The organism is Streptomyces sp. NPDC001530, from assembly GCF_042894545.1.
In the GTDB taxonomy this organism is placed as follows: domain Bacteria; phylum Actinomycetota; class Actinomycetes; order Streptomycetales; family Streptomycetaceae; genus Streptomyces.
Genome location: NZ_JBIAVS010000003.1, coordinates 89,713 through 111,772, shown reverse-complemented (window position 1 = coordinate 111,772; position 22,060 = coordinate 89,713). Strand labels below are relative to the sequence as shown.

At 71.0% G+C, this 22,060-nt stretch carries 21 protein-coding genes and 1 pseudogene; 12 read left to right on the top strand and 10 right to left on the bottom strand.

Annotated features, from left to right (window positions below):
- Positions 1-235: 235 nt before the first annotated feature.
- Positions 236-1,039, top strand: coding sequence for an IclR family transcriptional regulator (locus tag ACFY0T_RS06085; RefSeq protein WP_388865044.1), 804 nt, complete (start codon positions 236-238; stop codon positions 1,037-1,039).
- A 50-nt stretch (positions 1,040-1,089) separates the two neighbouring features.
- Here the strand turns inward: ACFY0T_RS06085 and ACFY0T_RS06080 are convergent.
- A pseudogene (locus ACFY0T_RS06080) lies at positions 1,090-1,245 on the bottom strand (ABC transporter ATP-binding protein); the annotation flags it as partial.
- Positions 1,246-1,390: 145 nt separating this feature from the next.
- The gene (locus ACFY0T_RS06075) at positions 1,391-1,705 is read right to left on the bottom strand and encodes a DUF5955 family protein (protein WP_388865042.1); all 315 of its coding nucleotides are present in this window, start codon (positions 1,703-1,705) and stop codon (positions 1,391-1,393) included.
- A gap of 211 nt (positions 1,706-1,916) precedes the next feature.
- On the opposite strand from ACFY0T_RS06075, the gene ACFY0T_RS06070 reads away from it, so the two are divergent.
- Positions 1,917-2,516 carry an NTP transferase domain-containing protein gene (locus ACFY0T_RS06070; RefSeq protein WP_388865040.1) on the top strand — a complete coding sequence of 200 codons (600 nt, stop codon included), beginning with the start codon at positions 1,917-1,919 and terminating at the stop codon, positions 2,514-2,516.
- Between the two features lie 221 nt (positions 2,517-2,737).
- Positions 2,738-4,369 carry a malate synthase A gene (aceB, locus tag ACFY0T_RS06065; RefSeq protein ID WP_388865038.1) on the top strand — a complete coding sequence of 544 codons (1,632 nt, stop codon included), beginning with the start codon at positions 2,738-2,740 and terminating at the stop codon, positions 4,367-4,369.
- Positions 4,370-4,381: 12 nt separating this feature from the next.
- Here the strand turns inward: aceB and ACFY0T_RS06060 are convergent, their stop codons facing one another.
- From ACFY0T_RS06060 to ACFY0T_RS06050, 3 genes are all read right to left on the bottom strand, one after another.
- Positions 4,382-4,657: a SelT/SelW/SelH family protein gene (locus ACFY0T_RS06060; protein ID WP_388865036.1), complete on the bottom strand. Its 276-nt coding sequence runs from the start codon at positions 4,655-4,657 to the stop codon at positions 4,382-4,384.
- Positions 4,654-5,568: a HipA family kinase gene (locus ACFY0T_RS06055; protein WP_388865034.1), complete on the bottom strand. Its 915-nt coding sequence runs from the start codon at positions 5,566-5,568 to the stop codon at positions 4,654-4,656. Before ACFY0T_RS06055 ends, ACFY0T_RS06060 begins: the two co-directional genes overlap by 4 nt.
- Before the next feature lie 107 nt (positions 5,569-5,675).
- A complete protein-coding gene (locus ACFY0T_RS06050) occupies positions 5,676-7,187 on the bottom strand; it encodes an IucA/IucC family protein (RefSeq protein WP_388865033.1) in 1,512 nt (503 codons plus the stop codon).
- Between the two features lie 102 nt (positions 7,188-7,289).
- Between ACFY0T_RS06050 and ACFY0T_RS06045 the strand changes: the two genes are divergently transcribed.
- The 3 genes from ACFY0T_RS06045 to ACFY0T_RS06035 all read left to right on the top strand — a co-directional run bounded on the left by ACFY0T_RS06045 (position 7,290) and on the right by ACFY0T_RS06035 (position 11,019).
- Positions 7,290-8,807: an IucA/IucC family protein gene (locus tag ACFY0T_RS06045; protein WP_388865031.1), complete on the top strand. Its 1,518-nt coding sequence runs from the start codon at positions 7,290-7,292 to the stop codon at positions 8,805-8,807.
- An 80-nt stretch (positions 8,808-8,887) separates the two neighbouring features.
- Positions 8,888-10,159: a VWA domain-containing protein gene (locus ACFY0T_RS06040; protein WP_388865029.1), complete on the top strand. Its 1,272-nt coding sequence runs from the start codon at positions 8,888-8,890 to the stop codon at positions 10,157-10,159.
- Positions 10,159-11,019 (top strand): hypothetical protein, encoded by an 861-nt coding sequence (locus ACFY0T_RS06035; protein WP_388865027.1) that lies wholly within the window; start codon positions 10,159-10,161, stop codon positions 11,017-11,019. Before ACFY0T_RS06040 ends, ACFY0T_RS06035 begins: the two co-directional genes overlap by 1 nt.
- A gap of 145 nt (positions 11,020-11,164) precedes the next feature.
- On the opposite strand, the gene ACFY0T_RS06030 is transcribed toward ACFY0T_RS06035, so the two are convergent.
- Positions 11,165-11,791: a winged helix-turn-helix transcriptional regulator gene (locus tag ACFY0T_RS06030; RefSeq protein ID WP_388865025.1), complete on the bottom strand. Its 627-nt coding sequence runs from the start codon at positions 11,789-11,791 to the stop codon at positions 11,165-11,167.
- An 85-nt stretch (positions 11,792-11,876) separates the two neighbouring features.
- Between ACFY0T_RS06030 and ACFY0T_RS06025 the strand changes: the two genes are divergently transcribed.
- The 4 genes from ACFY0T_RS06025 (at position 11,877) to ACFY0T_RS06010 (ending at position 15,118) form a co-directional block, all read left to right on the top strand.
- Positions 11,877-13,085 (top strand): pyridoxal phosphate-dependent aminotransferase, encoded by a 1,209-nt coding sequence (locus tag ACFY0T_RS06025; protein ID WP_388865023.1) that lies wholly within the window; start codon positions 11,877-11,879, stop codon positions 13,083-13,085.
- 92 nt (positions 13,086-13,177) lie between these two features.
- Positions 13,178-13,828, top strand: coding sequence for a histidine phosphatase family protein (locus ACFY0T_RS06020; RefSeq protein WP_388865021.1), 651 nt, complete (start codon positions 13,178-13,180; stop codon positions 13,826-13,828).
- Between the two features lie 111 nt (positions 13,829-13,939).
- Positions 13,940-14,566, top strand: coding sequence for a hypothetical protein (locus ACFY0T_RS06015; protein WP_388865019.1), 627 nt, complete (start codon positions 13,940-13,942; stop codon positions 14,564-14,566).
- A 129-nt stretch (positions 14,567-14,695) separates the two neighbouring features.
- Entirely contained in the window at positions 14,696-15,118 is a 423-nt protein-coding gene (locus tag ACFY0T_RS06010) for an acyl-CoA thioesterase (protein WP_388865017.1), read from the top strand.
- A gap of 55 nt (positions 15,119-15,173) precedes the next feature.
- On the opposite strand, the gene ACFY0T_RS06005 is transcribed toward ACFY0T_RS06010, so the two are convergent.
- Complete coding sequence (locus ACFY0T_RS06005) at positions 15,174-15,575, bottom strand: winged helix-turn-helix transcriptional regulator (protein WP_388865015.1); 402 nt, start codon at positions 15,573-15,575, stop codon at positions 15,174-15,176.
- Between the two features lie 131 nt (positions 15,576-15,706).
- Here ACFY0T_RS06005 and ACFY0T_RS06000 point away from each other — a divergent pair, with 131 nt between their 5' ends.
- Positions 15,707-17,209 (top strand): MFS transporter, encoded by a 1,503-nt coding sequence (locus ACFY0T_RS06000; protein WP_388865014.1) that lies wholly within the window; start codon positions 15,707-15,709, stop codon positions 17,207-17,209.
- A gap of 72 nt (positions 17,210-17,281) precedes the next feature.
- On the opposite strand, the gene ACFY0T_RS05995 is transcribed toward ACFY0T_RS06000, so the two are convergent.
- Positions 17,282-17,920: a TMEM175 family protein gene (locus tag ACFY0T_RS05995; RefSeq protein ID WP_388865012.1), complete on the bottom strand. Its 639-nt coding sequence runs from the start codon at positions 17,918-17,920 to the stop codon at positions 17,282-17,284.
- Positions 17,921-18,091: 171 nt separating this feature from the next.
- Here ACFY0T_RS05995 and ACFY0T_RS05990 point away from each other — a divergent pair, with 171 nt between their 5' ends.
- Positions 18,092-18,907, top strand: a complete 816-nt coding sequence (locus ACFY0T_RS05990; protein ID WP_388865011.1) for a chitosanase — start codon at positions 18,092-18,094, stop codon at positions 18,905-18,907.
- Between the two features lie 61 nt (positions 18,908-18,968).
- On the opposite strand, the gene ACFY0T_RS05985 is transcribed toward ACFY0T_RS05990, so the two are convergent.
- Both ACFY0T_RS05985 and ACFY0T_RS05980 read right to left on the bottom strand, forming a co-directional pair.
- The gene (locus ACFY0T_RS05985; RefSeq protein WP_388865660.1) at positions 18,969-20,300 is read right to left on the bottom strand and encodes a nucleobase:cation symporter-2 family protein; all 1,332 of its coding nucleotides are present in this window, start codon (positions 20,298-20,300) and stop codon (positions 18,969-18,971) included.
- A 377-nt stretch (positions 20,301-20,677) separates the two neighbouring features.
- Complete coding sequence (locus ACFY0T_RS05980) at positions 20,678-22,054, bottom strand: 8-oxoguanine deaminase (RefSeq protein ID WP_388865009.1); 1,377 nt, start codon at positions 22,052-22,054, stop codon at positions 20,678-20,680.
- Positions 22,055-22,060 lie beyond the last annotated feature (6 nt).

Here is a 22,060-nt window from a genome sequence, read left to right as displayed (position 1 = left end):
TACCGCGGGTTTACGTCCAGGTAACGAAATTCAACGTTCTGTTGAAGGAGTCTTCACTCCGGCCCCCGCGCCGTCAAGGGCACACTCCTCCACTCTGCCCCCAGCGCATCCCCTCTGGATGTTTCCACAACGCGGAAGTAGACTTCCAGTAAGCAGAACGTAGCTATGCACAACCCGGGAGTCAACCAACCGCCGGGTAGGCTGAACTGCCCATCAGCCGTGAAAGGACCGTGCCGTGCCGACGTCCAGCGCCAGCACCACCGACGCCGCCAAATCAGCCGCACCGAGCGGTGGTGTCCAGTCCCTCGAGCGCGCCTTCGACCTGCTCGAGCGCATGGCGGACGCCGGGGGCGAGGTCGGTCTGAGCGAGCTCTCCGCGAGCAGCGGGCTGCCGCTGCCCACCATCCACCGGCTCATGCGCACGCTGGTGGCCTGCGGATACGTACGTCAGCAGTCCAACCGCCGATACGCGCTCGGCCCCCGCCTGATCCGGCTCGGGGAGTCCGCCTCGCGGCTCCTCGGCACCTGGGCCCGCCCCTACCTCGCGCGCCTCGTCGAGGAGACCGGCGAGACCGCGAACATGGCACTGCTCGACGGGGACGAGATCGTCTACGTCGCGCAGGTGCCGTCCAAGCACTCGATGCGCATGTTCACCGAGGTGGGCCGTCGCGTGCTGCCGCACTCCACCGGCGTGGGCAAGGCACTGCTCGCGCACACCCCGGCCGACGAGGTGCGCGCGCTGCTGGCCCGTACCGGCATGCCCGCCGCGACGGAGAAGACGATCACCACACCGGACGGTTTCCTCGCCGCGCTCGACGAGGTGCGCCGGCTCGGCTACGCGATCGACGACAACGAGCAGGAGATCGGCGTCCGCTGTCTGGCCGTCTCCGTACCCAACTCCCCCACCGCCGCCGCGATTTCGATCTCCGGCCCGGCGGGCCGTGTCACCGAGGCGGCCACCGAGAAGATCGTGCCCGTGCTGCAACAGGTCGCGAGCGAACTGTCGGAGGCGCTGGCAAGCTCGGGCCCGGCCAGCTAGTCGCCCCCTCACCGCCGTACGGTCGCCTCACCGCCGTACGAAGTCGCCCCTCACCGCCGTACGGCAGTCACGAGCCGTCCGTCCGCCACCTCCCGTACCGCGTCCGCCTCCCCGAGGTGGGCGCGGTCGTGCGTCACGAGGACGGTGGCCGTGGCGCACTCCCGGGTGAGCCGGACCAGCAGGTCGAGGACCGCCGAGCCCCGATCGCCCAGCCGACCCTCGGCAACACGCTGCGCCACGCGCGCGGGCCGCGCTTTGGGCGTGGACTCCCGTACGGCTGCGGTGGCCGTGGCCACCTCGCGGGGGGTCATCCGCCGACGAGGCTGACGTCGGTGTGGCTGGCGTACGGGGCTATCGCCGCGGCGGTTCCCCGAACAGTTCCACCGCGCTGCGGACATCGGCGAGGCCGGTCGCCAGGGCGCTGACCGAGCCGATCGCGCCCGCGAGCAGGAGCAGGGAGCGGCGCAGCCGGGGGATCTCGGGAATGCCGCTGACGGCCATCGCGGCGAGGGCCGCGAGTTCGTCCTCCGCGATGCCTCGGTCGGGGAACTCGGCCGGGTGCGCGGCGAGTTCACGGCGCAGCCGGGAGACGGCGGTGCGCAGTTCCGCCACCCTCGAGTCCTCGTCGCTGCCGGTCACTGGCCTCTGCCCCAAGCTCCGCAACACAGCTCTCCCCCCTCGCACGCCGTTGTGCGTCAGTCCTTCGTACGTCGGCCCCAGATCCCCGTGGCGATGGTCGGGCGCCGGGGGACGCGGGCCAGTAAACGCCACCCCGTGCGCCAGGCGCCACTCCCCTGACCGAAATTCAGCCTATGGACACCGCAAGGCCTGCCCGGGTTCCGGGGCGCGCTCCGGCCGGGTCGGGTATGCAGGGGACATGACGGAGAACAAAGGCCAGGTGGCCGGGCTGTTGCTGGCGGCAGGCGGGGGGCGGCGCCTCGGTGGGCGTCCCAAGGCACTCCTGCCCCATCGGGGCCGACCCCTGGTCGAACACGCGGTCGCGGTCCTGCGCGCGGGCGGCTGCAGCCGCGTCCATGTGGTCCTGGGCGCCCAGGCCGCCGCCGTACGAGAACGGGCACGGCTCGACGACTGCGTCCTGGTGGAGAACCCCGACTGGGCCGACGGCATGGGCTCCTCGCTGCGGGCCGGGCTCGACTCGCTCACCGGTACGGGCGCACGGGCCGCATTGGTCTCGCTCGTCGACCAGCCCGGCATCGGACCGGAGGCGGTGGCCCGGGTACTCGGCGCGTACGAGGACACGGAGTCACTGGTCTCGGCCGCATACGACGGCGTCCGCGGCCACCCCGTGCTCTTCGGCGGCGCCCACTGGGCGGGCATCGCCGCGACTGCCACCGGCGACCAAGGGGCACGCACCTATCTGAAGGAGCACAAGGAGGCGATCACGCTCGTCGAGTGCGGGGACGTGGCACAGCCGTACGACATCGACACCGCCGAAGACCTCGTCCACCTTGAGTGAACACCGTGGCACTGAGCGCCACATTGCCTCGACTCAGAGAATCTCGACATCAACAAACCATTGAACTTCCACCATGAGGAAACTAGTATCCACTGATCAGAAGCGCCTGGCTGCTCCCCGGGCGCCCACCGCCGTACCCGGGCCGACTGGCACCCGGTGCCACGGCATGGTGACGATTCATGTGATCCGCTGAAGTAGCTCGCTGAAGGAAGTGACAGCTCATGTCCGCACCAGCGCCGTCCCCGCTGGCCATCGTCGACGCCGAGCCCCTGCCCCGGCAGGAAGAGGTCCTCACCGACGCGGCCCTCGCCTTCGTGGCCGAGCTGCACCGGCTGTTCACGCCCCGGCGTGATGAGCTCCTCGCCCGCCGCGCGGAGCGCCGCGCCGAGATCGCCCGCACCTCCACGCTCGACTTCCTCCCGGAGACCGCCGCGATCCGCGCGGACGACTCCTGGAAGGTGGCCCCCGCTCCGGCCGCCCTGAACGACCGTCGTGTCGAGATCACCGGCCCCACCGACCGCAAGATGACCATCAACGCCCTCAACTCGGGCGCCAGGGTCTGGCTCGCGGACTTCGAGGACGCCTCGGCGCCCACCTGGGAGAACGTGGTCCTCGGCCAGCTCAACCTGATCGACGCGTACACCCGGAACATCGACTTCACCGACCCGACGTCCGGCAAGTCGTACGCCCTCAAGGCCGATGAGGAGCTCGCGACCGTCGTCATGCGGCCGCGCGGCTGGCACCTGGGCGAGCGGCATCTCCAGGTCGACGGTCAGCCCGTGCCCGGCGCGTTCGTCGACTTCGGCCTGTACTTCTTCCACAACGCGCAGCGTCTGCTCGACCTCGGCAAGGGCCCGTACTTCTACCTCCCGAAGACGGAGTCGTACCTGGAGGCCCGCCTCTGGAACGACGTCTTCGTCTTCGCGCAGGACTACGTCGGCATCCCGCAGGGCACCATCCGCGCGACCGTCCTGATCGAGACGATCACGGCCGCGTACGAGATGGAGGAGATCCTCTACGAACTCCGCGACCACGCCTCCGGGTTGAACGCGGGCCGCTGGGACTACCTCTTCTCCATCGTCAAGAACTTCCGTGACGGCGGCCAGAAGTTCGTGCTGCCGGACCGCAACGCGGTCACGATGACCGCCCCGTTCATGCGCGCGTACACCGAACTCCTCGTCCGCACCTGCCACAAGCGCGGTGCGCACGCGATCGGCGGCATGGCGGCGTTCATCCCCTCGCGGCGCGACGAAGAGGTCAACAAGGTCGCCTTCGACAAGGTGAAGGCCGACAAGGACCGCGAGGCGGCCGACGGCTTCGACGGCTCCTGGGTCGCGCACCCGGACCTGGTCCCGATCGCGATGGCCTCCTTCGACGCCGTGCTGGGCGACAAGCCCCACCAGAAGGACCGGCTGCGCGAGGACGTCGACGTCAAGGCGGCCGATCTGATCGCCATCGACTCGCTGGACGCCAAGCCGACGTACAACGGTCTCGTCAACGCCGTCCAGGTCGGCATCCGCTATATCGAGGCCTGGCTGCGCGGCCTCGGCGCGGTCGCCATCTTCAACCTCATGGAGGACGCGGCCACCGCCGAGATCTCCCGCTCGCAGATCTGGCAGTGGATCAACGCGGGCGTCGAGTTCGAGCACGCCGGAAAGTCTGTGAAGGCGACGCCGGACCTCGCCCGCAAGGTCGCCGCCGAGGAACTGGCGAACATCCGCGCCGAGATCGGCGAGGATGCCTTCGCCGCCGGCCACTGGCAGCAGGCCCACGACCTGCTCCTGGAGGTCGCGCTCGACGAGGACTATGCGGACTTCCTGACCCTGCCGGCGTACGAGCAGCTGGCCGGCTGAGCCGCCCCCGTCTCACTTCTCCGAGTGGCCCAGGGACTTGTCCGGGGCCACTCGGTCGCGTACGAGGCGCTTGACCGCCGTGGGCTCGGGGAAGCCCTGCTCGCGGCGGTCCCAGACGACCTCGTCGTTCACTCGGACGACGAAGACACCGCCGGTGCCGGGCTTGAGGGACAGCTCCGTCAGCTCCGTCTCGAAGGTCGTCAGCAGCTCCTGGGCCAGCCACGCGGCTCGGGGCAGCCAGCGGCACTGGGTGCAGTACTCGATCTGAACGCGGTGGATCTCTGTCATCCGAGGTGTACCGACCAATCCTGTTCCGCCGCCGGTTTGCCGTGCAGGTCGGGGACCCGCTTCAGCCAGTTCGGCCGGCCTTCCTGGGTTTTCGCCGCGCGATGGGCGTCTTCGGCGGCGAGCTCCTCCCGGGTGGGGAAGTCCGTGGGGAGCCAGGCCGCGGAGGCCCGCACGCGGGCGTGCAGATAGCCGACGTAGGCCTCGCGGACCTCGTCGGGGGTCGCGAAACCGGGCTCTTCCGCGAGCCAGGCGTCGGGCACCTCGGCCAGCACCGCCCGCAGGAGTTCCTCGGTCACCAGGGGGGCGAGCGCGGCGTCCGCGGCCCGCGTGTCCGGGCCGTAGCCGCCCAGGGCGTGGCGACGGAAGTCGTACGCCTTCTCCGGCGCCGAGGCGTCCCAGCGGTGGTGGAAGACGAGGGCGGCGCCGTGGTCGATGAGCCACAGCCGCGGGGGCGCGATGCCGAAGGTGGGCCAGATCATCAGGTTCGAGCTGTGCACCGTGCGGTCCACGTTGACCGTGAGGGCGTCCAGCCAGATCACCTTGCCCGCCTCCAGCGGGTCGACGGGGAACGTCTTTGCGATCTCCGGGGTGAAGTCCCTGGCGCCCGGCAGATAGTCCATGCCGAGGTTGAGACCGGCGCTGGAGCGCAGGAGGTCCTGGACCTCCTGGTGGGGCTCGTGCTCGCCGACCGCCGGGTCGAAGTGCACCAGGACCAGCTCGGGGAACCGCAGCCCGAGGGCGCGCGCCAGCTCGCCGACGATGATCTCGGACACCAGCGCCTTGCGGCCCTGCGCGGAGCCCGTGAACTTCACGACGTACGTCCCCAGGTCATCGGCCTCGACGACTCCGGGCACGGAGCCGCCCGCCCTCAGCGGGGTCACGTATCGAACAGCAGTCACATCGCGCAGCACACCGGCCAGCGTAAGGCAGCGGGTCGCGACGGTGATCGGCCATTACGCGCGGGCGGGATGGTGGCAGGCAGCCGGTCGCAGGCCGTCGTGCGCGTCGTCACAGGCGGTCATACGTGGGCCAGCGGGTTCGGGAGCGGCTGATAGCGGGCGTCCGCGCCGTCCGCGCCCGTCCAGCGGAGCAGGAGGTTCGTCTTGCCGGGGAGGGTGGGCGAGGAGAGCAGCTCGGCGATCTCGGGGAGGCCGCGCTCGGTGTCGTAACGGATCAGCTCGCGGCGGAGAGCGGGCCACAGGTCCACGCCCGGGTGGCGTTCGGCGAGGAGCGCGGCGAGCTCGGTGAGGTGGTTGACGATCAGGCAGTACACGAGCCGTTCCCAGCCGGCCGCGCGGGTCACGCCGGGCAGCAGCTTCACGCCCTCCGCGTCGCGGAACAGTGCCTGTACGGGCATGCCGTCGGCGTCGACGGCGACCAGCGTGTTCTGCACGTGCGCCTCGATGACGACACCGTGCCGGGCGAACGCCTCCAGTACCGGAGGCACGACCTGGCGCAGATATGCCGCCCACCAGGCGGACGGGTCGGTGAGGCCGTCCACGGGGCTGCCGTCGAAGCCCTCCACCAGACCGGCGGCGAGGAGCGGGGTGGCGCCGGGGACGAGGTGGTCGCACAGGCCGTCGCGGACGAGGACGGCGAGTTCCTCGAAGGCGAAGTCGGCGGTGCGGTAGCCGCGGTCGCTCAGCCAGGCGGCGGACCCCGGCAGGGCGGCGAAGGCCGTGGCGGTCGCCTCGTCGGTGCGGCGCATCTTCAGCAGGTCGTGCCGCCACAGCCGGCGGATGTCGTTGGTGATGCGCACATCGAGGCTGAACTTCACGAACAGATCGTCCTCGGGGGCGTACAGCGTGCGGATGGCGGCCGTCGGCCACAGCGGCCGTGCGGTGCGCCCCACTCGTACCAGCCGGCCGTCCGCGAAGGCGTCCCGGATCTCCGGGCGGGCACCCACCAGGTCGAGCTGCCAGGGGTGGGCGGGCAGCAGCCGGTAGCCGGGCGGGGCCTGGCCGAGGGTGTCGAGCGCGGTCGTGTCGCCCTCCTCGACAACCGCGTCCTGGCGCACGGCGAGCAGCTCCAGCGGGAAGCGGGCGTGCGCCTCGGGCGCGTACGGCAGCCAGCCGGCGACCGGGCCGCCGCCGCGGGCCTTGGGCGCGGGATGGTGCGGGTGCCCGGTGATCAGGGACTGTTCGGAGCGCAGATACGGGTCGTCGGGCGGCGCTGTGCGGGTGCGCGCGGTGAGCAGCGCGGCCACCGCGTCCCGGCTGTCGATCATCTCGGCGGGCAGCTCGGAGTTGGACAGGCCGGTGCTGCGGCGCAGTTCGTCGGCGGTGAGCTTGACCAGCTCGGAGTGGGTGAGCCGGTGCCAGGCGCCGCCGAAGTACACCTCGGGTTCCGCGGGGCGCCGCGCGTCCCGCACCCGCAGCAGTCGGCCACTGGCCCGGAGCCGGTACACACCGGAACCCTGTGCGGGCTCCCCCACCTCCCGCAGGAGACAATTGAGCAGCGGCGCCGCGGCGTACGCGTCGGCGGTCTCTTCGATGATGCCCCTGTCGAGCGGGGGGAGCTTGGGGGGCATGGAGTCCACGCGATCCATTCGTTCCATACGGTGCACTGGTGATCAGTATGTCTGCCGTCGCCGACGACCGCGACGCAGTCCCCGTACCCAAGGAGCCCGACTGTGCACCGTCCCTCCACGCCCGAGGCCGAGGCGGCGCTCGCCGACGAGCTGGGCGTCGTACGCCCCGGCCTGTCGGCGCCGTACGCGCAGGCGCTCCCCGGTGCCCGGGCGGCCGTACTGACCCGGCTGTGGCGTGCGCTGGCGCATGAGCCGCTGCCGTGGATCGCGCGCCGCGAGCCGGGGCGCGACGGTCTCACGCTCCGGCTGACCGACGGCCGCCGCCTGCACGGCCCGCACGCGGACCCATACGCCACCACCGCGTACGTCACCGAAGTGCGGCTCGACGACCGGCCCTACGATCATCCGGCCCGGCTCGTCGACGCCCTCGCCGTCCCGCACGGTCCCGCCTTCGCGGCCGAACTCGACCACAGCGTGGCGTCGTTGGCGCTGTCCCGCGCCGGGCAGCCTGCCATCGACAACGAGCCCGTGACGAGCCGGGAGTGGGAGCAGCGGGTGGTGGACGGGCACCCGTATCACCCCAACTGCCGTTCCCGGCCCGGGTTCTCGGTGGCCGAGCAGCTCGCGTACGCGCCGGAGCACCGGCCGCTCGTGGAGCTGGGGCTGGTGGCCGCGGACGACTGCCTCGTCACGGGCGAGTGGCCGAAGTGGCTGCGGGACGGGGAGCGTGTCCTGGTCCCGGTGCACCCGTGGCAGGCCGCGCATGTCCTTCGCCTGAGTCCTCAAGAGGGCATCCCCGCCCATCCGTTGCTGTCCCTGCGCACCCTCGCCCTGCCGGACGGCCCGCATGTGAAGACCGCCCTGAGCACCCGGCTGACCTCCTCCGTGCGGGACATCTCGGTGTACTCGGTCCAGACGGCCGAGACCGTCTCGGCGTTCATGGAGACGGTGACCGATCGTCTGGACCTGCCGCTGCACATCACCCGGACCCTCGGCGCGGTCACCGCCGACAGCCCCGACCTGGCGGCGGTGGTGCGGGAGTCCCCGGACGTGTACGCGGGCCCGGGCGAACAGATCGTCCCGGTCGCCGCCCTGCCGCTGACCGCGCTGCCCGAACACCCCGCCCTGCTCGCCGAGTTCGCCCGGCTCGTCCTCACCGTCGGTCTGCGGCTGCTCGACCTCGGGGTGGCCCTGGAGGCACACGGCCAGAACCTGCTGGTGGTCCTCGACCCCGCGGGCGCCCCGGTCCGGCTCGTCTACCGCGACCTGGCCGACATCCGGATCAGCCCGGCCCGGCTGGCCCGCCACGGCATCCCGGCCCCGGCCCTGACCGGCCGTATCGTCACGGACGACGAGACCACCCTGCGCCGCAAGCTCTTCGGCTCCCTCGTCGGCGGCACGCTGGGCGCGACGGCGGGCTCGACGGTCGCGCTGCGCGAGGCCCTGGACACCGTCGTACGGGATCTGCCGCGCACCCCGGACCTGGCGGCCCTGCGCGACGCACCGCTCCCCGCCAAGGCACTGACCTTGATGCGACTGTCTCCGGAGACGCCCGGGGACATCTGGACGGAGCTGCCCAACCCGCTCGACGGGTCCGGGTCCCCGAACCGCTCGTCCTGAAGCCCGTTGTGGACCTCGAGTTGGACGTCGAGTCGGACCCCGCTTTGAAGCGCGGCACCTTTGATCAATAGGATCCGCCGATGATCACAAGACAACGGCTGGCGGCAGGAGTCTGCGCCCTGCTCGCCGCCCTGACGGCCGGGATCGCCTTCCCGGCCGGAGCGGTCGCCGACGAAACGGCGGAGCAGGCCGCTCCCAAGGTCGAACTCGTGCTGGACGTCAGCGGTTCGATGCGGGCCCGGGACATCGACGGCGGGTCGCGGATGGCCGCGGCGAAGCAGGCGTTCAACGAGGTGCTCGACGCGACGCCGGAGGAGGTGCAGCTCGGCATCCGCACCCTCGGCGCCAACTACCGGGGCAACGACCGCAAGACGGGCTGCAAGGACACGGCGCAGCTGTATCCGGTGGGGACCCTGGACCGCACCGAAGCTAAGACCGCCGTCGCGACCCTCACGCCCACCGGCTGGACGCCGATCGGTCCCGCGCTGCTGAAGGCGGCCGACGACCTCGACGGCGGCGAGGGCACCCGGCGCATCGTGCTGATCAGCGACGGCGAGGACACCTGCCAGCCGCTCGACCCGTGCGAGGTGGCCCGCGAGATCGCGGCCAAGGGCATCGGCCTCACCATCGACACCCTCGGCCTGGTGCCCGACGCCAAGACCCGCGATCAGCTCACCTGTATCGCGGAGGCGACCGGTGGTACGTACACCTCGGTCCAGCACAAGGAGGAACTCGCCGACCGCGTGGGCCAGTTGGTGGACCGGGCCGCCGATCCGGTGGTGACGCCGGTGGCCGTGGAGGGTGCCGCCGAGTGCGCGAAGGCGCCTACCCTCAAGTCGGGGCTCTACACCGACCGCGAGGAGTTCGCCCAGCACCGCTGGTACCGCGTGGACGTCGAGCCGGGCCAGGAGCTGCGTGCCTCGGTGAGCGTCGCCGCGGACCGCGAAGTCAACCCGGACTACGGGGTGTTGCTGCGCGCCGTCACCGTGCACGGACGCGAGATCGTCCGCGGCGAGGCGGCGGGCAACGGCCGCACCGACGTGATCTCGACCGGGCTGCGCTACCCGAAGGCCGAGAGCGACGACGACGAGGACACGAACGCCGCCGAGGTCGTGTGTCTGCAGGTGTCGAACGCGTTCTCCGCGGGCGCGGGCGTGAAGACCACGCCCGGGATGCCGCTCGAGCTGACGGTCGACGTCGTCGACGGGCCCGACCAGTCGGGCGACGTGGCCTCGTTCGGCCTCGGCCGCGGCTGGTGGCTGCTCGGCGCCCTCGTACTCACCGGCTTCCTCGCGGGTGTGCTGTGGGGCTGGATCTCGCGCTGGCGGGTCGCGGTCTGGAGGACCAACTGATGCGTATCCCAGGTATGGTGACCACGACGCTGCTCACGCTCGGCGTCGCAGCGACTCCCGCGCTGCTCGGGGCGTCCGCCGCTCCGGCCGTCGCCGACTCCTCGCCCTCGGCTTCGGCCAGTGCGTCGGGCGACGGCGGCGCGCCCACCGAGGCCGGTACGTCGTTCCGTACGGCGACCGAGATCGACCAGGGGCAGCAGGCCACCGCGAGCGGCTCCACGGGTGACTACCTGTACTGGTCGTTCCCCGCCGACGCCGGGCAGCGGCCCACCGTGAAGGCGACGGTGAAGCTGCCCGAGGCCTCGACGCGGGGCGCCGCCGAGACCTGGCAGATCGACGTGTACGACGGGCTGCGGCGCCGCCAGGCGTGCCAGTACGGCGCGCAGACGCGGACGGCGGCGCGGGACGCGGCCTCCGTGGAGCTGTCCTGCACCCTGCGCACCGTCCGCGCCTGGTCGGAGACCTGGGCCAACGACCCGCTGCCGGGCACGTACTACATCCGGCTGACCGCCACGGGTCTGGGCGCGTCCGACCTGGGTCTGCCGGTGAGCACCGAGGTCAAGGTGGACTCCAAGGACATCGGCGGCTCGGCGGCGGTCGACGGCTCGCTCGCGAAGCCGCTGGTCCCGGGGATCGCGACGAGCGCCGAGAAGTCCGACTCCGACTCCGACGCGGACTCCGACACGTCGACGGCCGTACTGTCCTCGATCGAGCCCGACGACGGCTGGGCCTCCGGCTGGTGGTCCGACCGCTGGGTCTGGACCGCGATCGGCGGCATCCTCGCGGCCCTGGCAGGCATCGGCGGATACGCGCTGACGCGGGGGACGGGACGGCCTTCACGGGTGCCGCCGGGCGCCTGACCCCGCACCTCAAACGCCGGCCGGGGCATCTTCAGCCCGTCCGGCGTTTGAGGACGAGCGCGCAGCGCGATACGGGGGGGTCTGGGGGGCGGAGCCCCCCAGATACGGGACGGGTAGGGGCGGAGGGGGCGAAAAAACCCGCCGGTCACCCCTCCCGCAGCACCTTGGCCAACGTGCCCTCGCCCGTCACCTCGATACGCCCCGCACGCACCGCGTCCAGCAGGGTCAGAGTCCCGCGACTCACGGCCTCACACGTCTCCGTGTCGAGCACCAGCCGAGCGTCCGGCTCCTCCGGAGCGCCCCCGTCCCCGTAGACGGGCCCGTCACCGGCACCGAGCCACACATGGAACTCCCCCTCGTCCAGCCGGACTTCGACCAGCCCCTCCCCCTCCAGCCCGCGCAGCAGCGGCAGCGCGAACCAGTGCGCCCGTACGGCATCCGTGGGCCGCCGCTCCCCCAGCGCGGAGGCGCCCCACGCCCCGAGCGCCTGCAGCACGGGCAGCAACTCCCGCCCCCGCCCGGTGAGTTCGTAGACGTACGCCGCACCGGGCGGCGGAAGGCGCCGCCGGGTGGTCAGCCCGTCACGCTCCATGTCCTTGAGCCGGGAGGCGAGGACATCCGTGCTGACGCCCGGCAGGTCGGCGTGCAGATCGGTGTAGCGGCGCGGTCCGCCGAGCAGCTCGCGGACGATCAGGAGGGTCCACCGGTCGCCGACGGCATCGAGGGCCCGGGCGGCGGAACAGTACTGGTCGTAGCTTCGGCGAGGTGACATGCGGCGCAGTCTAGCTATCTTGTTGGACTTTCCAAGCTCCTACTTGGTAAAACCAAGCAACACAACGAACCGGAGGGCGCAGCGCATGGAGTTCCGGCAGTCGAGCAAGCTCAGCGAGGTCTGTTACGAGATCCGCGGCCCGGTGATCGAGCACGCCAACGCGCTGGAGGAGGCGGGCCACAGCGTGCTGCGCCTCAACACCGGCAACCCCGCGCTCTTCGGCTTCGAGGCGCCGGAGGAGATCCTCCAGGACATGATCCGCATGCTGCCGCAGGCGCACGGCTACACGGACTCGCGCGGCATCCTCTCCGCCCGCCGGGCCGTCGCCCAGCGCTACCAGGACCGAGGCCTGGACGTCGACGTGGACGACGTGTTCCTCGGCAACGGCGTCTCCGAGCTCGTGTCCATGGCCGTACAGGCGCTCGTCGAGGACGGCGACGAAGTCCTCATCCCCGCCCCGGACTTCCCGCTGTGGACCGCGGTCACGACACTCGCGGGCGGCAAGGCGGTGCACTACCTCTGCGACGAACAGGCCGACTGGTATCCGGACCTGGACGACATGGCCGCGAAGATCACGGACCGGACGCGCGCCGTCGTCATCATCAACCCCAACAACCCCACGGGCGCGGTCTACCCGAAGGAGATCATCGAGGGCATCCTCGACCTCGCCCGCCGCCACGGCCTGATGGTGTTCGCGGACGAGATCTACGACCAGATCCTGTACGACGGTGCCGTGCACCACTCGGCCGCCGCGCTCGCCCCCGACTTGGTGGTCCTCACCTTCTGCGGCCTGTCGAAGACGTACCGCGTGGCGGGCTTCCGCTCCGGCTGGCTGGTCGTCACGGGCCCGAAGCAGCACGCGCGCAACTACCTGGAGGGCCTGACGATGCTGGCCTCCATGCGGCTGTGCGCCAACGCCCCCGCGCAGTACGCCATCCAGGCCGCGCTCGGCGGCCGCCAGTCCATCCACGAACTCACGGCCCCCGGCGGCCGCCTCCACGAACAGCGCGACCGCGCCTGGGAGAAGCTCAACGAGATCCCCGGCGTCTCGTGCGTGAAACCGAAGGGCGCCCTGTACGCGTTCCCGCGCATCGACCCCGAGGTGCACAAGATCCACGACGACGAGAAGTTCGTCCTCGACCTCCTCCTCCGCGAGAAGATCCAGGTAGTCCAGGGCACTGGCTTCAACTGGCCCCGCCCCGACCACTTCCGCATCCTCACCCTCCCGCACGCCGACGACCTGGACGCGGCGATCAGCCGCATCGGGCGGTTCCTGAGCGGGTACCGGCAGTAGGGCCGACCGGCGGAGCCGGTCCTGCGGCCACCGGCGGCCGGTGTCACCGTACGAAGGGAAAGCACGTACGAAGGGACAGAAAGGGTTCGGCGATGGGTGACCTGCTCCTCGTACGGCACGGTGAGACCGAGTGGTCGTTGTCCGGGCGGCACACCGGGTCGACCGACATCCCGTTGACCGACAAGGGGCGGGAGCAGGCGCGGAGGCTGGCTCCGTTGATCGCCCGGCATCACATCGCGGCGGCGTTCGTGAGCCCGATGCAGCGGGCGCGGGAGACGGCACGGCTGGCCGGGATCGACGGGGCGCTCGTCGACGCGGACCTGTCCGAGTGGGACTACGGCGGGTACGAGGGGGTCACGACCGTCGAGATCCATCGGAGCAGGCCCGACTGGTTCCTGTTCACGGACGGGGTGGCGACCGGCCCGCCCGAGCACCCCGGGGAGAGCCCGGAGGAGGTCGGGGAGCGCGCTGAGCGGATGCTGGCCAAGATCGACGCGGCGCTCGCCGAGGCGGAGGGCAATGTGGTCGTCGTGTCGCACGGGCACTTCCTGCGGGTGCTGACCGCGCGACGGCTCGGGCTGCCCACGTCGGCCGGCGCCCTGTTCCAGCTCGCCACCGGGACGATGAGCCGGCTGAGTACGGAGCACCGGCGGCATGTGGTGGCCGGCTGGAATGTCAGACCCGACTCGTACTGTTCTCATGGGCCGCTTTCCTCGGCGGGGCAGGGGCCCGAGGAGCACTGAGCGGCGGCGCGGGCGCGGGCGCAGGCCCAGGGGGGAGCACGCCTGCCGTGACACGACCGGCGGCGGAAGGGAGCGCGCCATGACTCGACCGGCGAGGGGAGGGAGCGTGTCATGACTCGACCGCCGACCGCCGCGCAGCGGCGCGTCATCGAGGCCGCGGATCCCGTGACCGGGCGGCTGAAGGGCACGGAGGCCCAGCTCGCCGCGCTGGTCAAGCGCGGGCTCGCCTTCCGGCATCCGCGGCCGCCGCACGACCACTTTCTGACGCCCGCCGGGCATCGCCTGCGGGAGACACCCGAGCCGGTCGCCGCGGTGGAGGCGCCCGCCGCGGCCGAGTCCGGCGTCTTCGCCGCACGGATCGGCGGCGAGGAGGCCGCCGATGCCGGGCCGTCCCGCATACGTGAGGTGCACAGCGCCTGGCAGGGGCTCCTGGAGTTGCGGCGGATGACCAATCCGGACGGTGCCGTAGACCGTCCGTGCGGGTGGGAGCGTACGCATCTGGTGCAGGCCGCCGCGCTCGCGCTGGAGGCCGCGGGGCACCGGCCCGCGGGTGCGGAGGGCGGCGGTTACCGGGTGCGGGCGACGCCGCAGCCGGAGGCCGTCGCCGTGCGCGAGCCCGACCCCGGGGCGCTGCGCGCCTGCGCGGCCACGCTGGAGCAGGCGGGCTGGCAGGTCGGCGAGCACACGGAGCCGCGTACGGGGGCGCGGTATGTGCTGGCCTCGCCCCGGCGCGTGTAAATGTCTCCGACCGGCTCGACATCATGAAATGCCGTACAGAGAACGGGAGTTGGCACGGAAGTGGAGATCGTTCGCACCGCTGTGCCCAGTAGTCTTGCGGCCGTCCTGACCGTCGTAGAAGGGGAAGTCGTGACAGAGCCGTTTTCCGTCGCAGTGACCGTCCGCGGGTACGAGACCGATGTGCTGGGGCACCTCAACCAGAGCGTCTATCTGCAGTACGCGGAGCATGCGCGCTGGTCGATGCTGCAGGCGGCCGGGGTCGGTCAGAACGAGCTGATTGGCAAGGGCGTGGGGCCGGTCGCCCTGGAGACGACGGTCCGTTACCTGCGGGAACTGCGCGCGGGCGACGAGGTCGAGGTGACGTGCGGTTTCGTCTGGGGCGAGGGCAAGACGTTCCGGTTCGCGCAGACGATACGGAAGACGGACGGCACGGTCGCTGCCGAGTTGACGACGGTGGGGGGACTGCTGGACCTCAAGGAACGCAGGCTGGTCGCCGACCCGCGGGAGGTCTTCAAGGCACTGGCCTCCGATCCCGGGGCGTTCGGGCTCTGAGTTCCTCCGCCGGAAGGCAACCGTCACGTCCTCACCCCGAAGAGCCGTGCGCGGCCTACGAATCCACCAACTCCGGCCGGTGCTGGGCGTCGTAGGCCGCGCGCGACTCGGCGATCGTCACGCGGTGCCGCTCGGCCCAGTCCGTGAGCGAGAGCAGGGTCGCGTGCAACTCGCGGGCCACGGGGGTGAGTTCGTACTCGACCTTCGGCGGCACCGTCGGATGGACGGTCCGGGTGAGAAGTCCGTCGCGCTCCAGATTGCGCAGGGTGAGGGTCAGCATGCGGCGGCTGATTCCCTCCACGCTCCGCTCCAGTTCGGTGAAGCGGATCGGCCCGTGCGCGGCGGCCACGATGATCAGCACGCTCCATTTTCCGGCGACCCTGTCAAGAACTTCGCGGACCGGGCACGCCTGCGCGAGCACAGCCTGCGAGGTAACACCGGTGTTCCCATGGGACATCGAAGTGCCTCCTTATGCCGACCCCCATGGTCACTGACGATGTACCCCGTTACAAGTCGTGCACCTATGGAAAGCACCTTGTGCGTCCAGCGCGCCCGGTGCACCTACGGAGAACCACGGAGGTCGTCGCCATGCCGTCCCGGACCGAGCCACCCACGTCATCGACACGACGAACGTACTCCCGCTGGGCCTCGCTCGTCGTCCTGTGCGCGGGCACCCTGATGACGGTCCTGGACGGGAACATCGTCACCGTCGCGATGCCCGCGATCCAGAGCGATCTCGGCTTCTCGGGCCCGGGCCTCGCCTGGGTCGTGAACGCGTACCTGATCCCCTTCGGCGGACTGCTGCTCCTGGTGGGGCGGCTCGGGGACCTGGTCGGCCGCAGGCGGATGTTCGCCGCCGGGCTCGCCGTGTTCACCGCGGCGTCCGTACTGTGCGGGGTGGCCACCAGCCAGGGCGTGCTCGTCGCGGCCCGTGCGCTGCAGGGCGTCGGCGGGGCGATGACCTCGGCCGTCGTCCTCGGCATGCTCGTGGCGCTCTTCCCCGAACCGAGGGAACAGGCCCGCGCCATTGCAGTGTTCAGCGCGGTCGGCGCGGCGGGCGGAGCACTCGGCACGTTCCTCGGCGGTGCGCTGACCCAGGCGCTCAACTGGCACTGGATCTTCCTGATCAACCTGCCGATCGGAGTGCTGGCCTGGGTCGCCGCACTGCGGATCCTCGCCCCGGACAAGGGAGCTGGGCTCGGCAGGGGCGCCGACTACCCGGGGGCGGCCCTGGTCACGGGTGCGCTGATGCTGACGGTGTACGCGATCGTGGGCGCCGGAGACCGAGGGCTCGGCGGCACGCTGACCCTCGCGGCGGTCTCGCTCGCCCTCTTCGCGGCCTTCACCCTGCGCCAGGCGCGCGCCGCCCGCCCCCTGCTCCGGCTGCGGCTCTTCCGCTCCCGTACGCTGACCAGCGCGAACGGCGTTCAGATCCTGATGATCGCCGGGATGTACGGATTCCAGTACATCGGCGCGCTCTATCTCCAACGCGTCCTGGGCTACAGCGAGTTGCTCACCGGCACGGCCTTCCTGCCCGCGCCGATCGCGATCGGGGTACTGATGCTGAGCCTGTCGGCGCGTACGATCGCCCGCTTCGGCCCGTACCGCGTGCTGCTCGCCGGGCTCGCGCTCATCACGGCGGGCATGGCCCTGCTCAGCCGGGCCCCGGTCGACGGATCGTACGTCGCCGATGTGCTGCCTCCGCTGCTGCTGCTCGCCGCCGGTTTCGCGGCCGCGATGCCCGCGGTGACCGGGCTCGCCATGTCGGGCGCCCGCGAGGAGGACGCGGGACTGGCCTCCGGGCTCTTCAACACCACGCAGGTGGTGGGCGGTTCGCTGGGTCTGGCCGTCCTGACGACGCTGGCGGCCGGGCGCACGGAGCGCCTGACCGCCGGGGGCGCGCACGTCGTGGCGGCGACCGCGGACGGCTATCGGCTGGCGTTCACCGTGGCCACGGGCATCGCGGCGGCGGCCCTGCTGCTGGCGGCGGCGCTCCTGCGACCGGGACGCGTCCCCTCCGCCCCCGTGACGGAGGAAGCATCCAAGACATCGGCGGCCGGCCGTCAGTCCCGCGCGAACGCCTCCCGGTGATCGCGCGCCCACCCGGCATACGTCCGCGGCGCCCGGCCCAGCATCTGACGTACGTGCCGCCCACGTCCTTCTTCACCGGCCGTCTTCCGGCAGCGCGGCCGTGTCAGGCGTCCGGGTCGGCACCGGTACCTGGTTGAAGCCGTAGTAGATCGCGATCAGGCCGTGGACGGCCAGGGTCAGCGGGGCGGAGACGTAGGCCAGTCCGACCGTGGCGGGGTAGGCGAGCGAGCCGAGGGCGAAGCGGACGCGGGTGCGGCGGGCGGCCTCGACGTCGACGCGGGTGTCGAAGAGGTGGCCCGTGCGCGTGAGGTGCCACCACAGGGCCTGGAAGGCGAGGGCCATCGCGACCATCACCATGCTGTAGACGGCGGCCGCGACATGGGAGGCCTTGTCCTCGCGCAGATACTCAGCGAGCATCGCGGTCGGCCAGGGCACGGCGGCGACGACCATCAGGACGAGCAGGTTCAGGAACATCAGGGTGCGGTCTACCCGGGCGACGTAGCTGAAGACCTGGTGGTGGTTGATCCACATGATGCCGATGACCAGGAAGCTGACGACATAGGCGGCGTATGAGGGCCACTGCGCGCCCAGCGCGTGCCACAGACCGCCGTGCTCGCCGGTCTCGGGAACCTTGATCTCCAGGATCAGCAGCGTGATGGCGATGGCGAAGACGCCGTCGCTGAAGGCCTCCACACGGCCCGACTCGTTCATGACGTGCCATCCCCCTCGTGGTCATGTCTGTGCGTTCAGACCGTAGCCCAGCATCCGCTTTCCGATCACCAACTCGCCTTTGCCTTATGGGTATACGTGACCCGCAATCTCTGGTAGGAAACTTTCCTAACAGTACGCGGCAACGACACAATCCCCCCCTTCGGAGGTACCGTGCACACCCCCCACATACGCACGTCACGTCGCACCCTGCTCGCCCTGATCGGAGCTTCGCTGGTGGCAGGTCCCGTCATCGCCACCCAGTCCGCGACCGCCGCGCCGGCCGGTCTGGACGACCCGGCGAAGAAGGAGATCGCCATGAAGCTGGTCTCCAGCGCGGAGAACTCCTCGCTTGACTGGAAGGCGCAGTACAAGTACATCGAGGACATCGGCGACGGGCGCGGCTACACCGCCGGGATCATCGGCTTCTGCTCGGGCACCGGCGACATGCTCGACCTCGTCGAGCTCTACACGCAGCGCAAGCCCGGCAACGTCCTGGCCACGTACCTGCCCGCGCTGCGCGAGGTGAACGGCAGCGACTCCCACGAGGGCCTGGACCCCGGTTTCGAGGGCGACTGGCGCAGGGCGGCCCAGGACTCGGCGTTCCAGCGGGCCCAGAACGACGAGCGCGACCGTGTCTACTTCAACCCGGCCGTCCGGCAGGGCAAGGCCGATGGCATCGGCGTCCTCGGCCAGTTCGCGTACTACGACGCCATCGTGATGCACGGCGACGGCGGCGACAGCACCAGCTTCGGCAGCATTCGCCGGCGTGCGCTGGCCAAGGCCCAGCCGCCCGCCCAGGGCGGCGACGAGGTGACGTATCTGAATGCCTTCCTCGACGCGCGGGTGTGGGCCATGAAGCAGGAGGAGGCCCACTCGGACACCAGCCGGGTGGACACCGCCCAGCGGGTCTTCCTGCGCAAGCGGAATCTGAACCTCGATCCGCCGCTGGACTGGAAGGTGTACGGGGACAGCTACCACATCGGCTGAGCGACGCAGCCGGAACGGCGGAGGGCGCGGCACGCTCCTGGTGCCGCGCCCTTGGGACGTGTCAGTGCGCCGGGACCGCCTTGAGGTCCTCGCCCGCCTCCATGGGATGCGTGACCTCGCCCGCGTCCTGCCCCTTGCCGAGGTGGTTGAAGACGAGGTTGAGGACCACGGCCGCGACGCAGCCCGTCGAGATGCCCGAGTCCAGGACGATCTTCGCTGTCTCGGGGAACGCGTGGTAGAACTCGGGCGCGGTGATCGGGATGATGCCGACGGCGAGCGACACGGCGACGATCAGGACGTTGTTGTCCCTCTCCAGGCCCGCCCGTACGAGGGTCTGGATGCCGCTTGCCGCGACCGAGCCGAAGAGGACGACGCCCGCACCCCCGAGGACCGGACGTGGAACGACGGCGATGAGCGACGCGGCCATCGGGCACAGGCCCATCAGCACCAGGAAGCCGCCGCCGGTGGCGACGACGTACCGGCTGCGGATCCGCGTCATCGCGACCAGGCCGATGTTCTGCGCGAAGGCGCTGCACATGAAGCCGTTGAAGAGCGGGCTGATCGCCGAGCCGAGGGTGTCGGCGCGCAGGCCCGCCGCGATGGTCTTCTCGTCGGCGGGACGCTCGACGATCTCGCCCAACGCCAGCATGTCCGCCGTCGATTCGGTCATCGAGACCACCATCACCACGCACAGCGAGAGGATCGCGGCGAGCTGGAACTGCGGGGCGCCGAAGTGGAACGGGGTCGGGAAGCCGACGACGTCCGCGTCGGCCACCGGCCCGAAGTCCGTGACGCCGAAGGGGATCGCGACGAGCGTGCCGATGACCAGGCCGAGCAGCACGGCGATCTGCTTGACGAAGCCGCGGGTGAAGCGGCGCAGCAGGAGGACGATGACGAGTGTCGCCGCCGCCAGGCCCAGATAGGTCGTCGAACCGTAGTCGTCCGCCGCGGGGTTGGGGCCCTGCGCCCAGCCGAAGGCGACCGGCAGGAGCGAGATGCCGATCAGCGTGATGACCGTTCCGGTGACGACCGGCGGGAAGAAGCGGACCGCCTTGCTGAAGAAGGGGGCGGCTATGAAACCGAGGACGCCCGCGACGATGACCGCGCCGAAGATGATCGGCAGCGCGTCGCTCTTGTCCTTGGCGGACGCGACGACCGCGGTCATCGGGGCGACGCCCGCGAAGGTGACGCCGTTGACGAAGGGAAGCCGGGCTCCGATCTTCCAGAAGCCGAGGGTCTGCAGGAAGGTGGCGAGGCCCGCGGTGAACAGGCAGGCGCCGGTGAGGAAGGTCAGTTCGGTGGCGGTAAGACCGACGGCGGCGCCGACGATCAGGGGTGGGGCGACCACTCCGGCGTACATGGCGGCCACGTGCTGCAGACCGCTGGTCGCCATCTTCAAGGCGGGGAGTTTCTCGTCAACTGGATGCTTGGACTGGCCAGTTGGTTCTGCATCGGTGCTGGGCTCGGGCTGGGCGGCCACGGCGGCTCCTCCGGTCGGTTACGCGTCGGCGTTGGCGCGGGTGTCAGGGAGGTGATGCGCGGTCGTGCGGGACCGGGACGGAAACCGTTCGAAGGGATGCGCCCCCTTCACGGAGAACGGAAACCGTTCATGGGGAACGGAGACCGTTCCGGGGCGCGCACGTCCATGCACGCCCCGGATACGGCCGCCATGGACCCCGCTCGGGTCCACGGCTACCGGCCGAGGGCCGTCCCCCTCAGCCGGAGATCTCCAGTTGTCAGGCCTGTACGCCGGTCGGCGCGAGGCTGGGCTCAGGCCTGGGCGACGATCCGCGCCAGGCGCTGCGCCTCTTCCCGCGTGGAGCGGGCGATGGCGTCCTCGTCGACGTGCAGCAGGCGGCTGTCCTCGACCACCGGCTTGCCGTTGACGAGCGAGAGGGTGACCGGGGCGGCGGCGCCGAAGACCAGCGCGGTCACCGGGTCGGCGATCGAGGCGTGCGCCAGGGTGTCCAGCTTCCACAGGACGAGGTCGGCGAGCTTGCCGGCCTCCAGGGAGCCGATCTGCGCGGCGCGGCCGAGGACCTGGGCGCCGCCGTAGGTGCCGAGGCGCAGCGCCTGACGGGCGTTCAGGGCGGCCTCGCGGTGGGCGCCGAGGCGGTTGATGAGGAGGGCGTTGCGCAGCTCGGTGTGCAGCTCGCCCGACTCGTTCGACGCGGTGCCGTCGACGCCGAGGCCGACCGGGACACCGGCCGCCAGCATGTCGGGGACGCGTGCGATGCCGGCCGCCAGGCGGGCGTTGGAGGACGGACAGTGGGCCACGCCGGTCTTCGTCCGGGCGAAGGCGGCGATGTCGGCGTCGTTCATGTGGACGCAGTGCGCCATCCACACGTCCTCGCCGAGCCAGCCCGTCGACTCGAAGTACTCGGTCGGGCCCATGCCGAACAGTTCCTTGCAGAACTGCTCCTCCTCCACGGTCTCCGAGCCGTGCGTGTGCAGCCGTACGCCCTTGCGTCGGGCCAGCTCGGCGCCCTGCTTCATGAGTTCGGTCGAGACGGAGAAGGGGGAGCAGGGCGCCACGGCGACCTGCGTCATCGCGTCGAAGGAGGCGTCGTGGTGCTCGTCGACGGTCGCCTCGGTGGCGGCAAGGGCGCCTTCGAGGGTCTCGACGGCGAAGTCCGGCGGCAGCCCGCCGTCCTTCTCGCTGCGGTCCATGGAGCCGCGGGCGAGGGTGAAGCGGACGCCCATCTCGCGAGCGGCCCGGATGATGGCGCCGGACAGGTCGCCGGTGCCCTTCGGGAAGACGTAGTGGTGGTCCATGGCGGTGGTGACGCCGCCGCGGGCCATCATGGCGAGGGAGCCCTGCGCCGCCGAGTACGCCATCTTCTCGTCGATGCGCGCCCAGGTCGGGTAGAGCGCGACGAGCCAGTTGAAGAGGTTGTGGTCCGTGGCCAGGCCGCGGGTGATCCACTGGTAGAAGTGGTGATGGGTGTTGACCAGACCCGGGGTCGCCAGATGCCCTGTGCCGTCGATGCGGCGGACCACGTTCTCCAGGTTCTCGGGGGCCTTTCCGGCGCCCACCGACTCGATCTTGTTGTCGGCGACGACGATGTGGCCCGAGGCGTACTCGGTGTCACCCGCGTCCACGGTCGCGATGGAACAGTTCTCGATCACGATGCGCGAAGCTGCCACGGCGGT

What these genes read in the sequence shown, in the direction of transcription:
- ACFY0T_RS06070 (WP_388865040.1), top strand. Translation starts at nt 1,917, where the DNA reads ATGACGGAGAACAAAGGCCAGGTGGCCGGGCTGTTGCTGGCGGCAGGC.
- aceB (WP_388865038.1), top strand. Translation starts at nt 2,738, where the DNA reads ATGTCCGCACCAGCGCCGTCCCCGCTGGCCATCGTCGACGCCGAGCCC.
- ACFY0T_RS06060 (WP_388865036.1), bottom strand. Translation starts at nt 4,657, where the DNA reads ATGACAGAGATCCACCGCGTTCAGATCGAGTACTGCACCCAGTGCCGC.
- ACFY0T_RS06050 (WP_388865033.1), bottom strand. Translation starts at nt 7,187, where the DNA reads ATGCCCCCCAAGCTCCCCCCGCTCGACAGGGGCATCATCGAAGAGACC.
- ACFY0T_RS06040 (WP_388865029.1), top strand. Translation starts at nt 8,888, where the DNA reads ATGATCACAAGACAACGGCTGGCGGCAGGAGTCTGCGCCCTGCTCGCC.
- ACFY0T_RS06035 (WP_388865027.1), top strand. Translation starts at nt 10,159, where the DNA reads ATGCGTATCCCAGGTATGGTGACCACGACGCTGCTCACGCTCGGCGTC.
- ACFY0T_RS06030 (WP_388865025.1), bottom strand. Translation starts at nt 11,791, where the DNA reads ATGTCACCTCGCCGAAGCTACGACCAGTACTGTTCCGCCGCCCGGGCC.
- ACFY0T_RS06025 (WP_388865023.1), top strand. Translation starts at nt 11,877, where the DNA reads ATGGAGTTCCGGCAGTCGAGCAAGCTCAGCGAGGTCTGTTACGAGATC.
- ACFY0T_RS06020 (WP_388865021.1), top strand. Translation starts at nt 13,178, where the DNA reads ATGGGTGACCTGCTCCTCGTACGGCACGGTGAGACCGAGTGGTCGTTG.
- ACFY0T_RS06015 (WP_388865019.1), top strand. Translation starts at nt 13,940, where the DNA reads ATGACTCGACCGCCGACCGCCGCGCAGCGGCGCGTCATCGAGGCCGCG.
- ACFY0T_RS06005 (WP_388865015.1), bottom strand. Translation starts at nt 15,575, where the DNA reads ATGTCCCATGGGAACACCGGTGTTACCTCGCAGGCTGTGCTCGCGCAG.
- ACFY0T_RS06000 (WP_388865014.1), top strand. Translation starts at nt 15,707, where the DNA reads ATGCCGTCCCGGACCGAGCCACCCACGTCATCGACACGACGAACGTAC.
- ACFY0T_RS05995 (WP_388865012.1), bottom strand. Translation starts at nt 17,920, where the DNA reads ATGAACGAGTCGGGCCGTGTGGAGGCCTTCAGCGACGGCGTCTTCGCC.
- ACFY0T_RS05985 (WP_388865660.1), bottom strand. Translation starts at nt 20,300, where the DNA reads ATGGCGACCAGCGGTCTGCAGCACGTGGCCGCCATGTACGCCGGAGTG.